The following is a 17,507-nucleotide window of genomic DNA, read 5'->3' on the forward strand; positions in this document are numbered from 1 at the left end:
AAATATCATTCACACAATTAAGTATATTACCATAAAGTTATCCCTAGGGCAACCCTTAGTAAAGTAAAAAAACTTTACACCCTATTTTTACATAAATGGGAACTTAAATCCACCTTTTTTCTTCCCTTTTCCCTTTTGCATACCAGCCATTTGCTTCATCATTTTCTTCATTTCACCGAACTGCTTAATGAGACGATTCACCTCTTGAATAGAAGTTCCGCTTCCTTTTGCAATACGGCGACGGCGACTGGCATTCAACAAGGATGGATCTTGCTTCTCTGCTTTTGTCATGGATTGAACGATCGCTTCAATATGCCCAAGTTGTTTATCATCCACTTGAACATTTTTAAGACCTTTCATTTTCCCAGCACCAGGCATCATACTTAAAAGCTCATCTAATGGGCCCATACTTTTCACTTGGTTTAGTTGCTCAAGAAAGTCATCAAAGGTGATATCCGCTGTACGCATCTTTCGTTCAAGCTCTTTTGCCTTTTGCTCATCCACATTGGCTTGTGCCTTTTCAATAAGCGTAAGGACATCTCCCATACCAAGAATACGGGAAGCCATACGTTCAGGGTGGAACGGTTCCAAGGCATCTACCTTTTCCCCCATACCTGCAAACTTAATCGGCGTGTCCGTTACAGCCTTTACAGAAAGGGCCGCACCACCACGTGTATCCCCATCTAATTTTGTAAGGACAACCCCCGTAATACCGAGACGATCGTTAAAACTCTCCGCAACATTCACTGCATCCTGCCCTGTCATGGCATCTACCACAAGGAGAATTTCATCAGGTGAAGTCAACTCTTTTATTTGATCCAATTCACCCATTAATTCTTCATCCACATGTAAACGCCCAGCTGTATCGATAAGAACGTAATCATGATGATCTTCCTTTGCCTTTTCCAAAGCATTCTTTGCAATTTCCACAGGGCTCACCTTATCCCCCATGGAAAATACAGGCATATCCAGTTGTTTCCCTAATGTCTCTAGCTGCTTTATAGCAGCGGGACGATATATATCTGCTGCAACCATTAACGGTTTACGGTTATGTTTTTTCCTTAAATGATTTGCAAGTTTACCAGTGGTGGTCGTTTTCCCTGCCCCTTGTAAACCAACCATCATTACAACTGTCGGAGGCTTTGATGCTACAGCAATTTTGCTTTGTTCTCCACCCATTAGTGCAGTTAACTCTTCATTTACAACCTTAATAATCTGTTGTCCTGGAGTTAGACTTTGCAGTACTTCCTGACCAACAGCCCGTTCCTTTACTTTAGAGATAAACTCTTTTACAACCTTGAAGTTTACGTCTGCTTCCAGTAATGCCAGACGAACTTCACGCATCATTTCCTTTACATCTACTTCCGAGACTTTACCTTTACCTCGGATCCTGTTTAAGGTTCCTTGCAGGCGCTCTGCTAAACCTTCAAATGCCATTATTTTGCCCCCTATTCCAGATTCTCGAGAGATTCAATGATCTCGATCATTGTATCGGGACTCCCCTTTTTTTGTACTACTGATTTTAACTTATTTATCAACTGCTGCCGCTCCTCATACCTTTGCAGCAACATCAGCTTATCTTCATACTCCTCTAACAAAGCCTCTGTACGTTTAATATTATCATAGACTGCTTGCCGACTTACTTCAAAGTGGTCAGCAATTTCCCCTAGGGACCAATCATCTAAATAATACATTGTCATGTACTGGTTTTGCTTTTCTGTTAAAAGGGCTTGATAAAAATCGTACAAGTAATTCATGCGGATAGTCTTTTCGATCAAGAATCCCACCGCCCTTGTTAAGGAATTTTACTTTACAAACAATATTACAAGAGATATAGGTGTACTGTCAAATAATAAAGTGATTTACTCTTCAGCTGCCTTCTCCCCTTGCTCTAAAACATCAGCGAATAAACCGTGAACATACTGATCCGCTTGGAACTCCTGAAGATCGTCCATTCCTTCCCCGAGTCCTACAAACTTCACTGGTATATCCAACTCATGTCGGATAGCAAGGACAATCCCCCCTTTTGCCGTACCGTCAAGCTTCGTCAGAACAATTCCAGAGACATCTGTCGCTTCTCCAAATGTCTTCGCTTGACTCATGGCATTTTGTCCTGTGGTAGCATCTAATACAAGAAGCACCTCATGTGGCGCATCAGGAATTTCCCTTGTAATAACCTTTTTTACCTTGGCTAATTCATTCATTAGATTTACTTTATTTTGTAATCTTCCTGCTGTATCACAAAGTAATATATCTGCTTGACGAGATTTTGCCGCTTGAATGGCATCAAACATAACTGCAGCTGGATCAGAGCCCGCTTGCTGCTTAATAACATCAACGCCTACACGCTCTCCCCATACCTCTAACTGCTCAATAGCTCCGGCACGGAACGTATCCCCTGCTGCTAGGAGGACATTTTTCCCTTCTTCCTTAAATTTGTGAGCCATTTTACCGATGGTAGTGGTTTTTCCTACACCATTTACACCTACGAATAAAATAACGGTTAAATCATTTTCTTTAATATTTAGCTTTGTTTCTTCCTCTGACTTTTGAAGAAGTTCTGCTAATTTTTCAGAAATAACCGGCTGAATATCTACAGCCTCGCTTATATTTCGAGAACGGGCTTCATCCTTTAACTCATCAATCAAGTCCATAACGGTATGGACACCTACATCAGCGGAAATTAAGATATCCTCTAGTTCTTCAAAAAACTCTTCATCCACCTTACGATAATTTTTAACAAGGTCATTCATTTTTCCTACAAAGGAGTCCCTCGTTTTTGTTAAACCATCTTTAAATTTCTCTGTAACACTTTCCGTTTGTCCTGTAATCTTTTCCTTCAATTTCTTAAAAAAGCTCATTGTAATTCCTCCATAGCTTATTAATTCTACTAATTCTACTATTTTGCTCCAACTAACGCTTCACTTTCCTCTAGTCTTACTGACATTAGCTTCGAAACTCCCGATTCCTGCATCGTTACACCATATAAAACATCTGCCTCTTCCATCGTTCCCTTCCGGTGGGTAACAACGATAAACTGCGTTTCGTGACTAAAATCCTTTAAGTACTGTGCAAAACGAACTACATTCGCCTCATCTAAGGCTGCCTCAACCTCATCGAGAACACAGAAAGGTACCGGTCGTACCTTCAATATGGCAAATAAAAGGGCAATAGCCGTTAGTGCCCTTTCACCACCAGATAGTAAAGCAAGATGCTGCAGTTTTTTCCCAGGTGGTTGAGCAACAATATCTACCCCTGTATTCAGTAAATCCTCCGGATCTGTTAACCGAAGATCCGCTTGTCCACCACCAAAAAGTTCCTTAAACACTTCATGGAAATGGGATTGTATTTGATCAAAGGTTTCTTTAAACCTTCTAGTCATCTCTTCGTCCATTTCGTTAATAACTTGATGAAGCGTTTGTTTTGCATCTTCTAAATCTTCCTTTTGCTCCAGTAGAAACTCGTATCGTTCTTTCACTCGGTCATACTCTTCAATGGCACCAACGTTTACGGAACCTAATTCTTCAATAGCCATCTTGATTAATTTCACTTTTTTCTTCGCTTCCTCTAATTCAATAGACAATGGATATTGGCCCTTTGCCCCATCAAAGGAAAGTTCGTACTCACCCTCAAGCTTATTCAAACGATTGTCCAAGTCAACATCTAAACGGTTAACACGGACCTCCGTTTCATGGAGCGTGCTGGATATAAATTTCAATTGACGTTTATGCTCCTTAAGCTCCCTTTCTCCATCGTCATGTTCTTGCTGAAGGCTTAAGCGTTCAGAACGACGCTTTGAAATGAGTTGAATTGTCCTGTCCTTCTCTGTCCTCCGTTGCGCAATGACCTCTTCTAATGTATCTGCGCTATCTGATTGAGAGGACATTTCCTGCTCTAACTGAATAAATTCATTTTCCTTTACTGATAAGTTCTCCGAAATTTGATCATAGGACTCCCTTAATCGAGTATAGGTCTCCTCTGCATAATGGAGTTGTTCCTCTTCTTTTGCCAGTTTAATTTTCGTTTCTGTCATTTCGGAAGTCAATGTTTCCTTTGTTGTTTTTTCTTCCTCTTGCTGCTTCGTCAGCTGCTCAATTTCTTCATTTAAGTCTCTAATCGTCTCTTCGCACTTTAGAATAGAGTTTTCTAAAGTGATAAGCCTTGCCTTTTTCTCTTCCTGATCTTTCTCAAAATCATTCTTTTCTAAATCATAAATTTTCAAACGTTCATTAATATTTTGCTCAGAAAGCTCTAATTCCCTTAGTTTAGATTTCTTTGCTTGCTCTTCCTCGCGAATTACTTCACCATCTTCTTGTAATGTCTTCATTTCCATTTGTAATGAAGACAGTCGTTCTTTCCATCGCTTAACTTCCTGCTGCAAGATAGAGCTATCCCTCTCTAATTGATCTAATTTACTAGTTACCCGTTCTAATTCTTGCTGGCGGCCTAAAATCTGGCTTTGTTTTTGATGAATACTACCACCAGTCATTGCCCCCCCTGGGTTAATAACATCCCCTTCAAGGGTAACAATTCGATAGCGATAACGGACGGCTCTTGCGATACTGTTAGCAGCCTTCATATCTGTAGAGATAATAATATTACCTAGCAAGTGGGAAATGATATTATTATATTGTGCTTCAAATTGAACTAAATCCTTTGCTACACCCACAAACCCTGGAAGTTGTTCTGCTGCATAAATATCTTGACTCTGAATATTTCTCGGTTTTATTACATCCATCGGTAAAAAGGTTGCCCTGCCTAATCTACGCTGCTTTAAAAACTGTATCGCCCTGCGACCCGTTTCTCCATTTACCACAACAACATGTTGTTGTGCAGCACCTAAAGCAATGTCAATAGCCGTTTGATGATCGGAAGATACTTTTATTAACTCCGCAATAGCCCCTTTAATACCTGTAAATTCACGATCTCGCTCCTTTAATATTTCCTTAACCCCTTGGAAAAAGCCTGTATATTCATTTTGCATTTCCTCCAAGACCTCTTTACGGGATTTTAACTGCTGAAGATGGCGAAAGGCCTCGTATAAAAGGGATTCCTTTTTTTCATACTCCCTTTCTCCCTTTTCTAATTCTAGCTTTTTCTGTTGATAGACAGTAAGCTTCTCTTGAATTAATTGCTTTTGTTCCTCCCATTGTACGGAGGCTTCCTTTAATTTGGATTGAATATTTTCTCTCTTGGCAACTAAATCAGAGTTATCTTGCTCCAATCGAATTTGTTTATCTTTTTGCTTTTGCAGTTGATCCTTAAGATAGCGCATTTCGTTATTATGGGACGCTTTTTCGTTGAGCCATTCAATATAGTCAGCCTTTAACTCCTCGATACGTTCCATCGTATTTTGTTCTAATGCAACCATTCTTGTTTCTTGCTCCTTAAGCTCCTGACGCGTAGTCTCGGCCTTTACCTTGTATTCAGAAAGCTGAAACTCTTGTTTACGTATATCCTCTTGAAGTTGTTCCTTTTGTTTTTTTAGTTGGGACATTTCCTCAATAAACTGATCGCGATGCTGTGCGAAATTCTTCTTTCGTTCTTTCCAAACTTCCTTTTGACCTTCTTGTTTTTCCAATTCTTCACTAGTGGATAGTAAAATTTCCTGAAGCTCATTAATGGACTCATCCATCGTCTGCATGTCCGCACGATAGCGCTCGAGATTGGCTTCGTATTGCTTAACAGTCCCTTGAATACTACCTTCACGATCTTGTAAAGATTCTAATTGTTGCTTCTCCTCTGTCCACTTTTCGTGGAGCTGTTCAATCTCTTTCACTAACACTCCCACTTCGAACTCTTTTAATTCTGCTTTTTTCTCCAAATATTCTTTGGCGATGGAAGCTTGCTCCTTTAACGGCTCTACTTGGGATTCTAACTCGTAAATGATGTCTTTCACACGATTTAAATTATCTTGTGTTTCATCTAGCTTCTTTTCAGACTTCAGCTTACGGTTTTTATATTTTAAAACTCCTGCGGCCTCTTCAAAGATCGTCCGTCTTTCTTCTGATTTACTGCTAAGAATTTCTTCTACTCGCCCTTGTCCAATAATAGAAAAAGCTTCTTTCCCTAAACCTGAGTCCATAAATAAGTCGACGATATCCTTTAAGCGGCAAGGCTGTTTATTAATTAAATATTCACTTTCTCCTGAACGATACACACGACGAGTAACGGCAACCTCACTATAATCAATGGATAGATGTTGGTCTTCATTGTCTAATATCAGTGTAATTTCGGCCATATTTAAAGGCTTCCGGCCATCACTTCCTGAAAAAATAATATCCTCCATTTTTGCACCACGGAGATTTCTTGCTGATTGTTCACCAAGTACCCATCGGATTGCATCGGAAATATTACTTTTTCCGCTGCCATTTGGTCCAACAACTGCCGTTACCCCTTGTACAAAGTCAATGGATAGTCTGTCAGCAAATGATTTAAATCCAACGAGTTCCAATCGTTTTAGGAACAATACTACTCACCTCTATTTTTACGTTCTTTATAATATAAATCGATATAACGATCACCTTAACTTGTCCATTTTACCACAAACAGGGACTTGTGGTTAAACGGATTATGAGATTCACTGGAGAGTTTTCTATTAAAAATGGTACAATAATAAAAAATAAATTATTACGGTTCCATATAGAAAGGATGTCCCGATGAGTACACAAGAAAAAACGAGAGAGAATTTAACCGCAATGATTGAGGAAATTAAAACAAAGCTTCGAATTGTTAATGCTGGTGCAATGAAAGCAGAACATTATTCTTTAGATCGTTTTGATGATGTGGAAGAGCTTTATACAATGGTAATGAAGAAGTCGAACTTTAGCGTTAGCGAAATGGATGCTATTGTATCCGAGTTAGGGAGCTTGAGGGATAAAAATTAAAAGTGTTATGAGAAAAACAGGTCACACTCAGGACCTGTTTTTTCCTTCTTTGAATCAATTTCATAATTCACTTTAAAAAAAGCATACACTCTCAGATTAACAGTTATACCTTTAAAAAATTTGCTCTATTAACTTTGATGTTGATTTTCGCTTTAGGATGCTCCTTCGCCACTTCGTTTGCTCGTCGCAAGAAAAGACTTGTTGCTTTTCCCGCAGGAGTCTCGCTCCTTTCACTACAATCAACACTAAAATCAACATTGTATTTTATCAAAAATTAAGCTGCAGCTAAATTCGATGAAGATTGTTTTTGAGCAAGTCTCATGCTAGCTAATTTCATGCCATTGTACACCATGGTTACTAAATCAAAATGGACTTTGCTCGTTTTCCTGTCCGATATCTTACATTGTTCAACTGAAAGAATTCTTTGAGGTATGCAATGACTCTTTCAACGGAACTACGTTCCTTGAATCGCTTTTTCCAGGCGATGGAACCAAACTTTTGTAATCATCCTTGAAAATGAAGCTTCAGAAGGGACTGGATCAGATATTAAGAAACCACAGTCAACCATAAATTTAAGATCAGTGTTTAAACGTTCAACTAAGGGTTGTATTTCAGGGATTCTTTCAACTATCCTAACCACAAGTGCTTGAATCATTGTAGGATAGTTTAGTTCAACAGGCCTACCTAAATTATTTTTTTCGCTACGGTAGTAAGGATTGGATTGATATCAATAGCGGAAAAAATCTCATCGTAACGTTGGGTAGGTTCTAAATCAAATAAAATTTGCATGCTAAAAAGACTTTCTTGTCGTACAATAGACATAGGAGTCTTTCCCCCTTCGAATTAGTTTGCTGGTTACTTACTAAATTCGATATTTGGGGAGGTACTCCTTTTTTCATGCTTTAGAACCCTTGGCCCATAAGGGCCGAGATTTATGAAATTCATTCATTTATATAAAATAAATAAAAACGGTACTTCCCTCCTATTATACCCCGCTACTATTGTACCTCTTATAGGAATTCTACCGAACTATTTATAGTTCTTTGTGGCTCCGAATATAGTTTATTTTTACATTTTCCATCATACTTCTACACTATTTGTCAATTATAATAGGCAGTTGTCGGAATATTCTGTATTGACAGTTTCATTGAAAGCGGTTACACTATTTTTGAATTACAACGTTGTTAATGATGGGTGTAATTATAGTTTATTAGATTTATATTTTATAACGCTTTGAAATAGTCTCTTTTAATAAAATTAAGTCCACTACCCAATAACTCAAATTTCTAGCTTTTTTCACCTAAGAATAACAACGTTGTTATTTTCTGGAACTTCCATTCTAAACACTTCCTAATTTTAAAGGTCTCAACTCGAATTTTTTCGAGAGACAATATAATTATGCTTGAAAGGAGGGTTTATAGTTTATACCAATCATTTCGCACAAATAAACCAAACTGCACAGGGAGGGATTTGATGAGAAAAAGAAGAAAACATATTGCATTGCTTATGTCATTCCTACTATTATTCTCTAATTTCAATTTAATGGTATTTGCTGAAGGAGAAGGTCAACCTGATGATGATGCCGAAGAAAATGAAATGATTAGTATTTCCAGTGATTGGCGCGGAAGCATCATGGGTGATATCGGTACAAACGATATTACATATGAAAACTTTCAAATTACGGAAAACGATGATGATACAGTGACAATGCGAGTTTCTAATAATCGTGGGAAAATTGCAAGTAGTGACGAAGGATTAGCCTATTATTTTAAAGAGGTTGATCCAAACGCCAACTATACCCTTACAGCAACTGCCCACGTAGATTCTTGGACTGCAAATAACCAAGTTGGGTTTGGGATTATGCTGCGTGGTAATGTTTTAGAAAATGAAAGGGATCCTGATTTTACTGGTGATTATGTAGCTGTGGGTGCCCTTGATCAAGTTATGAAAGGCTTCTATAAGTACGAAGATTCAAGTGTTCAGAAGAACGATTGGGTTTTCGAAAGTACGATAGATCCTGCAGCGGGTCAGGAATATGAGATTAGCCTTCAGAAATCTGGAAATATCTATATCCTTAAAATTGGTGACGAAGAACATAGAATAGAAGATTACACTGGGGAAATTAATTATGCCGGACTTTTTGCTGCTAGAAATGTTACTGTAACGTATAGTGATGTAAACCTTAGCATTGAAGGTGAAGTGGAATTAGGAGACTGGGATTTCAGTGCATTTGGCGGTAATGTAAATATTACAAATGACCCTCCTAGAAATCCTGATCCTACTTTACATGAAGATGGTTCAGTGACACTTTTTGCGAGCGGTGGGAAGATCGCTAATGCAGACGAAGGGATATCTTATTATTTTAAAGAAGTTCCTGCTGATGCAAATTTTGAAATTAACACAACGGCAACCGTAAGAAGCTTTAACAGTGATAGTAGTATAAGTACTCCAAATCAAAAATCATTTGGGTTAATGTTAAGGGATGAAATCGGAGAGCATGGAGATACAAGTACGCAAACGTCTAATTTCGTTGCATTAGGTGCTCTTGATATTGCTAATGACAGTATTGCTGGCATAAAAGGGTTTTATAAAACGGGTACGGAAAATGGGCAACCTGGTACAGGTACACTCCAAAGACTTTCTCCATTTGCAGAGCTTAATTTCCCAGCTGCAAATGAAGTATATGATTTAACAATTAGAAAATCTGGAAACACATATGTTGTTACAGCTAATGGTTTCAGTGAAACGATCGAAGCTGACGGACTATTCACAGATAATGTTTTTGCAGGCTTCTATGTAGCCCGTGATGCCGAGGTAACTTTCAGTGATTTTAGTATTAATGTGGATGCAAGAACGGTAGCAGAATTACAAGTGGATTCTAGCAATATGAAAACGGAGTATTTAGTTGGCGAGAGCCTTGATTTAAGTGGCTTAGTTGTTACTGCGGTATTTTCGGATGGTGGAACTTCTGTACTCTCTGAAAATGACTATATCGTTACGGGTTTTAACAGTACACAAGTAGGTACAAATACGATAACCATCAATTTTGGTGGAGCTACAGCTACCGTTGATCTTGAAATCGTTGATTTAACTATTACCGACTTAGAAATACAATATCTACCTGCTAAAACGGAGTATTTCATGGGAGACAGATTTGATCCAGAAGGCTTAGAGGTTGTTGGAGAGTATAATGATGGATACGCATACGAAACCTTATCAAGGGATCAATTTCATTTTTCTATTTCAGGTGAAGATGTAGATGAATCTTATGTATTCACTAGCCCAGGTACAAAAACAGTTACAATAATCTCTACTAACTCTCCTGAGGTAACCACTTCCTTTGATGTAATGGTAGCAGATACGGAAATTACGGAATTAGAAATAAGAACAAACCCTGCTAAAATGCAGTATTTCATTGGTGATGAGCTTGATCTTTCAGGAATGGTTGTTTATGCCGTATATGGTGATGGGTCAGAAGTCAGGCTAACTGCTAATGAATATGAAGTTTCTGATCTCGATACTTCTACTCCTGGGGATAAAGAAGTAGTCATTTCCCATAAAGGAAAAGAAGTAGTATTAAAACTCAATGTAAAGGAAAGGGAATTACAAACTCTTGAGGTAACTAGCTACCCTCAAACAACTTTCCTTATTGGAGAAGACTTTAATTCTATCGGTCTAGAAGTATCTAAGGTTTATGATAACGGGGATAAAGAAGTATTTGTAGCAGACAATTATACAGTAAAATCTGATGCATTTGATAATACACAAGAAGGAATCTATAACATCCAGATTGTACCTGGTACTACGGATATTGAAGCAATTTCCTATCAGGTTACAGTTCGAGAAGCTAAGGAATATGATTTTGATTTTATAATGTTCGGTCAATCTACTTCAGAAAACAGAAATGACTGGAGCATAACAGATGACGGTGCCATCAGATTAGAAGCATTTGCAGCCCATAATGCTGGAAAAATTACAGGGGATCATGACGGTATCGTGTTCTACTACACTGTTCTTGATGCAAACGAAGATAACTTTGAGTTGTCCGCTGATATTAAAGTAGAGCATTATGCCAAAACACCTCATGATGGTCAAGAGTCCTTCGGTATTATGGCAAGAGATGCTATTGGAACACATGGAGATTCCGGAGTATTTTCCAGTAATATTGCAGCAGTTGGAGGATTTGCCGGCGGTACACGGGAACTTAATGGAACCCAGCTTTTTGTAAGAACAGGGGTGTTAGCTCCAGATGGTGAAGGTAGTGAAGGTATTCAAAAGAAAATGCTGAAACAAGAAAGACCTTCCATCGATAATACGTATCCTAACCAGACTTACCGACTCACTCTTGCGAAAACAAACAGTGGATTTACTGGAAAACTGGATGATGGAAGTGGAATTCATGAAGACATTATCTTCGAACCAGAGATTTTAAATGTTCAAGACGACAAAATGTATGTTGGCTTTTACGTTGCCAGGGAAGCAACAATTGAAGTAAGCAATATAGAACTTACTGTTTCTGCAGCCAAAACGGATGCACCAAGAGTGGAACCACCTGCAGAACCGATTACTCCAAATTTAGAAATTTTGTCATTAGAGAAAACACCTTTAGAAAACTATGACTTAAAAATGAGAGCCAATGCTGATGGAACTGTTTCCGTTAGACAAGGTACAGAATTTATTGCCCGACATCAACGAATAGAACAAGGGGAAGTTTTCTCCTTACCTACCAACCTTAATGCAAATAGTAATACAAACTTTAGTATTTCGTTTTTACCAGACGATACGCAGTATTTGACATCCTATGATCGTATCATCCGTAACTTTACCGTCACAAACAAAATTTTCCAAGAAGATGGGGATATTTATGTAACCGTAAACGGTACGAGTGCTGGTACAGGGTCTATTGATGATCCATTAGATATTGATACAGCTATTGATTTTGTATTGCCAGGTCAAAAAATTATTGTTGGTGGCGGCACATATTTACGTGATGCACCACTTCGTATTAGAAGGTATAACGATGGTACACCAGATGCTATGAAGTACCTTGTTGCAGCACCTGGCGAGCGTCCTGTATTTGATTTCGACAGAAGACATGATGGAATGCTCCATGAAGGAAACTACTGGCATGTAAAAGGATTGGACTTTACCCGTGCAGGAGGAAATAGAAAAGGTTACCACATCGGCGGACACCATAACATTATTGAGAATTCCCGTTTCTATGAAAATGGTGATTCCGGTCTGCAAATTAGTCGTATTGACACAACATTAGATAATTTCGAGGATTGGCCATCCAATAACCTTATTTTAAACAGTGTAGCCTTTGATAACCGGGATCCTGCAGAAAACAATGCCGATGGTTTCGCCATTAAGCTTACTGTTGGAGAAGGGAATGTCCTAAGAGGTACAATTGCTCATAACAACGTAGATGACGGTTTTGATTTGTATGCCAAAGTTGGTACAGGGGCAATTGGAACTGTTGTAATCGAGGATAGCCTTGCCTTTAATAATGGTACACTAACCGATGGAACGGTTGGTGGCGGTGACAAGAATGGCTTTAAACTTGGTGGAGAAGGAATTCATGTACCACATGTTATCAGAAACAGTATTGCATGGGGCAATGGAAAAGTTGGCTTCTCCAGCAACAGTAATCCAGGAGTTATCGCTGAAAATAATATTTCCTTTAATAACCTTGAAGGAAATTTAGATTTCACAACCTATTCTAATATCACACCTGATTTTACTATCGATGGGTTTATTTCTTTCCATACTGAAGAAGGAAATGGAAGAGACAGATATCCAGCTGAGTTAAAATCTGATAAAAACTTCTTATATGATGGATCACAAACGTTAAATGCATCAGGAGAAGGATTGCCATCGGATCTCATCGATGCAATCGGAAAGATTACAGAATTTAAAAGAGATACAGACGGAAACATCGACTGGCTAGGTGTATGGGATGTGTATTTCGAATTTATGGAACAATATGAGAAGGACACTCATCCAGGAAACGGTATTGGTCACATTATGCGTGAATTAAATAGACAAGGCAACAAAGATAAGGATGAAAAAAGAAGACTAATGGATGAGCTCCTTCCAAGGAATCCACACCCTTTACCATAAGAAAATCATAATAAGACAGGTACTCCATTGGAGTGCCTGTCTTTTTAGTATGCCTTCTTTCTCTATTTCGTTTCCTATGTGGATTTCGTAATAATTCTTGGAAAATAGTTAAAAATAAGTAGACGTTTTATAATAATATAGGGGAAATTATTTAATGCCTTCTTTATTGGACTTACTAACAGTTGTATCAGTATTAACTATCAATTGGGATGAAATAATTGAATTACGTACCCTCATGAGGGACATGTTGTTTGAATATTGGCTTAGGGAAAGCTTATTTTCTTTCAATTGGTGGTTCCTTTTAGTTTCTACAATAATCTTTTTTATTATCTGGCTTATTGTCTTAGATAAAAAAAGAATTATTGAAATTAGTGTAGTTGGTCTCTTCATTGGTACAATAGCCTTCGTCTTAGATACGGTAGGTGTTACACTTGTATTATGGTCCTATCCTTATAAAATAATCCCTATTGTGCCGCCAATTCTTGAAATCCATAAATTCCATCTTCCAATCGTTTATATGATCAATTATCAATTCCTTAATAAATGGAAATCTTATTTATTAGGCACAACAATTTCTGCTTTTATTTTTTCCTTTATTTTTGAACCACTTACCGTATGGTTGGGGATATATGAAATATATCATTGGAAGTACATCTATTCATTTCCTATCTATATTGCTATGGGAGTACTAGTTAGATGGGGAATGATTAAGGTAAAAGAAATGGAAAAGAAGAATAAAAAAACATTACCCTATAATTAAAAGAGTCCATTTTTTTACACTTGAATGGACTCTTTCTAAGGTTAATCCCCAAAATCAACATTATGGTAAACTTGCTGAACATCCTCTAAGTCTTCTAATGCGTCAACAAGCTTTTCAAACTGTTCTTGTGCATCTTCTGTTAGGGTGATATCATTTTGTGCCAGCATCGTTAGCTCTGCAACGGAGAATTCTGAAATTCCTGCATTTCTAAATGCCTGTTGTACTTCGTGGAATTGATCTGGCTCGGCATAAACAATTACTGCGTCATCTTCTTGGACGATATCACGTGCATCTACGTCTGCTTCTAATAAAATTTCTAATACTTCCTCTTCAGATTTTCCTTCTACTCCAATAACCGCAGTGGCATCGAACATGTAATCTACTGAACCATTTACTCCCATGTTCCCACCATTTTTTTTGAAGGCAGACCGCACTTCAGCAGCAGTACGGTTAACATTATTCGTTAATGTATCAACAATTAGCATGGATCCATTTGGCCCAAATCCTTCATAGCGAAGTTCATCATAATTTTCTTCAGCACCACCCTTTGCCTTTTCGATGGCACGGTCAATGATATGTCTTGGTACATTGTATGTTTTTGCTCGCTCCACAACTACCTTCAATGCCACGTTTAACTCCGGATCAGGTTCCCCTTGCTTTGCAGCCACATATAATTCACGGCCAAATTTTGCATAAATACGGCTCGTATTTTTATCCTTTGCCGCTTTTTTCTCTTTAATATTATTCCATTTACGCCCCATAAAGTTTCCACTCTCTCTTTCCTTTTTGTATCTGCAAGTACAAGAAACCCAATAATTATGGGGTTTCCTGTGGAAAAAACTCTAATATTATTTTACCAAATGGTATCGTCTATTGTCACAATTCTTTTGCAGGTCAACATCAATTCTCAATCGCATATTAGCTGCTTATCTCCTCAATAAATTGATGTAACTCTGCTTGCTCTATTAAATAATAATTCCCTTCACCTCTGGCAACAAAAACATCTTCTCCATAGTTTGTTAGCCAGATTAGTTCTCCCCTTTTCACTTCACTCACGGACTGATCTTCCTGTGCTCCATCTGGAGGAAAATCAATATAAATACCCTCCGTAACCATAGGAAAGCTGTCGGAATTCATTTTACGTACATTCGAAGCCTCATTAAACCACTCTATAATATTCCTATTTTCTTCGGCAGTAACTTTCATTGAATAACTATTATGATCATCTTTTATTTGATCTCCGAAAACAAAAACAATGGCATCTTCCGCAATAGTTTGGTGAGGAGACTTTAAATACTGCTCCCAAATTCCTACTATTCCTATTATCAGTAAAATAACTAATGAAATGATTAAAAAGATTTTCTTCATTTTTTTCTCCTTGCTTTGCATGATTAAGTACTCTCTAAATTAATAAATCATATCCATAGATAGTGTAACATTTTTAGTAAAAATAATTATAGAGAAGAACACCGAAAACACTTCCTTAATAAATTTTTTATTCAATAGCTTTTATATATATAATAAGAAGGAATTAACAGAATAGTGGAAATATATAGTATAATAATGTAATAGATTTTTTGCTTTGGCTCAGGTAAAAATACATTGTTATGGAGAGGATAACCAGCATGGCGGAAGAAAAAATAATAAAGGGTAATCACCTTCCTTTTCGTCTGAATATTTTGTTCTTTCTTGTCTTCATACTTTTTTCTGCACTAATTTTAAGGTTAGGGGTTGTACAAATTGTTCAAGGAGAGGAGTATCAAAGGGTTCTTGAAAGAACAGTGAATATTAGTATCCCTACAGAAGCTCCAAGGGGACTAATGTATGACCGGTTCGGTAACCTCATGCTAGATAATGAAAGACTATTTACAGTGACCTATACAAATAGGAGAACATCTCAAAGTGAAATGCTAGAAACAGCAAGACAGTTAAACAAATTCATTACCCTTGAACCTACAAGAATCAATGATCGCGACCTTCGGGAGTATTGGAGCATTCTTTTTCCTGAAGAATACAGCGAAAAATTATCTTTAGCAGAAGCGAGGGAATTAGGATTAACAGATAGCCAAGCCCATTTAGAAAGACTTAATAAAATTACAGATGAAGAATTAGACTGGTTTTCGGATGAAGACAAGGAAGTTTTCGCACTTTGGAGAGAATTTAATGCTGGCTATAATAATATTCCACATAAAGTAAAAATAGGTCTTTCTTATGAGGAGTCAGCTTTAATAATGGAAAATTTAGAAATACTTCCTGGAGTTGATATCATACGGGACTCTCAACGTTATTTTATATTCGGTGACACCCTTAGAAGAGTTATAGGTACTGTAGGCTCTATCCATCGTGATGATATTGACTTTTATCTAGCCAATGGGTATGCAAGAAATGAACAGGTAGGTACTAGATATATAGAAGCGCAGTACGAGGCGGTATTGAGGGGGCGTAAAGGACGATTAGAGAATTACATGGACCCTCACGGAAATTTCCTAAAAAGCCCAGAAGCACACCTTGGAAGTCGTGGGAATGACTTAATTTTAACATTCGATATGGAACTTCAACAGCATGTGGAGCATATAATTGATTCTTACATGGAAACTTATGCTTCTTCTTTTATAGATCAGCCCGATGCATATGTTGTAGTTATGGAGCCACATACTGGAGATATATTAGCCATGGCCGGCCATAACAGCCAAGTTCGAGAAATCGGTACATTTACACATGCTTATGAAATGGGGTCTGCCATTAAGGGAGCCACTGTTTTAGCAGGGTTTGATACGGGGGTAATACAGCCTTATGAAACGATATTAGACCGAACATTAAATTTACCAGGTGCTCAACCTATAAGTTCATGGAGGACACTTGGAAGTGTTAACCACTTATCTGCACTAGAACGCTCTTCCAATATTTATATGATTTACGTTGCCATGAGATTAGTTGGCTATGTCCCTGGGGTCTCAGGTACAAATTGGGGTAATTATTATAAAGGTTATGATATTCTTAGAGATTATTATGCCCAATTTGGGTTAGGAGTTCAAACAGGATTGGACTTACCTAATGAATCGATTGGTATTGACGGTGGAAAGTTAAGTGAACCAGGGCGATTACTATTCCTTACCTTCGGGCAGCTTGATACTTATACTCCCTTACAATTGGCACAGTATATATCTACAATTGCAAATAACGGTTATCGTATTGCTCCAAGAGTAGTAAAGGAAATTCGTGAACCCGAAACGGAAAGGAGTAAATTAGGTCGTATATCACAGCAAATAGAGCCTAAAGTTTTAAATAAACTTGATATAAGCGACAATTATTTGGAAGAAGTACAAAAGGGACTTTGGCTAGTAACAAATGGAGCAAATGGGACTGCCACTCGATTTTTTGCCGGTAAACCTTATAATCCTGCTGGCAAAACAGGTACAGCACAAGACAGAGTCAATGGCATAAATGTTAACAACCAAACCTTTGCGGGTTATGCACCGTACGATAATCCTGAAGTGGCCATTTCCGTTGTTGTTCCAGGAGTAAGTATACAACAAAGCGGCGTAGCAAACTCGATGGCTGCAGAGATTCTCGATGTTTACTTTCATTTAAAAGAAATAAGACAAGGACCTTTAGAATGGAGTCCTATAGAAGATGGAGAACATGAAGAAGAAGGAGAGAATGAGGAAGAGTAATATTAAGAAAACACTCCCCAGGTCTAATTAGACTGGGGAGTCGAATCTAAAGTTTATGTGATT

The 17,507-nt window shown here is 37.9% G+C and carries 10 protein-coding genes and 1 pseudogene; 4 read left to right on the forward strand and 7 right to left on the reverse strand.

What is annotated here, in order from left to right; genetic code table 11:
- Positions 1-87: 87 nt before the first annotated feature.
- The 4 genes from ffh to smc form a co-directional block, all read right to left on the reverse strand.
- Entirely contained in the window at positions 88-1,437 is a 1,350-nt protein-coding gene (gene ffh / locus J2S74_RS05395; RefSeq protein WP_307322798.1) for a signal recognition particle protein, read from the reverse strand.
- Between the two features lie 11 nt (positions 1,438-1,448).
- Positions 1,449-1,778, reverse strand: coding sequence for a putative DNA-binding protein (locus J2S74_RS05400; protein ID WP_307322800.1), 330 nt, complete (start codon positions 1,776-1,778; stop codon positions 1,449-1,451).
- Between the two features lie 84 nt (positions 1,779-1,862).
- The gene (ftsY, locus tag J2S74_RS05405) at positions 1,863-2,861 is read right to left on the reverse strand and encodes a signal recognition particle-docking protein FtsY (RefSeq protein WP_307322802.1); all 999 of its coding nucleotides are present in this window, start codon (positions 2,859-2,861) and stop codon (positions 1,863-1,865) included.
- A 38-nt stretch (positions 2,862-2,899) separates the two neighbouring features.
- Entirely contained in the window at positions 2,900-6,469 is a 3,570-nt protein-coding gene (gene smc / locus J2S74_RS05410) for a chromosome segregation protein SMC (protein ID WP_307322806.1), read from the reverse strand.
- A 190-nt stretch (positions 6,470-6,659) separates the two neighbouring features.
- On the opposite strand from smc, the gene J2S74_RS05415 reads away from it, so the two are divergent.
- Positions 6,660-6,887, forward strand: a complete 228-nt coding sequence (locus tag J2S74_RS05415; protein ID WP_307322809.1) for a DUF1128 domain-containing protein — start codon at positions 6,660-6,662, stop codon at positions 6,885-6,887.
- Between the two features lie 274 nt (positions 6,888-7,161).
- On the opposite strand, the pseudogene J2S74_RS27390 reads toward J2S74_RS05415, so the two are convergent.
- Positions 7,162-7,709: pseudogene (locus J2S74_RS27390) on the reverse strand (transposase).
- Between the two features lie 651 nt (positions 7,710-8,360).
- Between J2S74_RS27390 and J2S74_RS05430 the strand changes: the two are divergent.
- The gene (locus tag J2S74_RS05430; RefSeq protein ID WP_307322815.1) at positions 8,361-13,010 is read left to right on the forward strand and encodes a right-handed parallel beta-helix repeat-containing protein; all 4,650 of its coding nucleotides are present in this window, start codon (positions 8,361-8,363) and stop codon (positions 13,008-13,010) included.
- Between the two features lie 154 nt (positions 13,011-13,164).
- Positions 13,165-13,770 carry a CBO0543 family protein gene (locus J2S74_RS05435; RefSeq protein WP_307322816.1) on the forward strand — a complete coding sequence of 202 codons (606 nt, stop codon included), beginning with the start codon at positions 13,165-13,167 and terminating at the stop codon, positions 13,768-13,770.
- Between the two features lie 41 nt (positions 13,771-13,811).
- Here J2S74_RS05435 and J2S74_RS05440 read toward each other — a convergent pair whose 3' ends face one another.
- A complete protein-coding gene (locus J2S74_RS05440) occupies positions 13,812-14,531 on the reverse strand; it encodes a YebC/PmpR family DNA-binding transcriptional regulator (RefSeq protein WP_307322818.1) in 720 nt (239 codons plus the stop codon).
- A 157-nt stretch (positions 14,532-14,688) separates the two neighbouring features.
- Complete coding sequence (locus J2S74_RS05445; RefSeq protein ID WP_307322820.1) at positions 14,689-15,138, reverse strand: hypothetical protein; 450 nt, start codon at positions 15,136-15,138, stop codon at positions 14,689-14,691.
- A gap of 257 nt (positions 15,139-15,395) precedes the next feature.
- On the opposite strand from J2S74_RS05445, the gene J2S74_RS05450 reads away from it, so the two are divergent.
- Positions 15,396-17,444, forward strand: a complete 2,049-nt coding sequence (locus J2S74_RS05450; RefSeq protein ID WP_307322822.1) for a peptidoglycan D,D-transpeptidase FtsI family protein — start codon at positions 15,396-15,398, stop codon at positions 17,442-17,444.
- Positions 17,445-17,507 lie beyond the last annotated feature (63 nt).

The sequence above is a fragment of the Evansella vedderi genome, assembly GCF_030813435.1.
Classification (GTDB): domain Bacteria; phylum Bacillota; class Bacilli; order Bacillales; family Salisediminibacteriaceae; genus Evansella; species Evansella vedderi.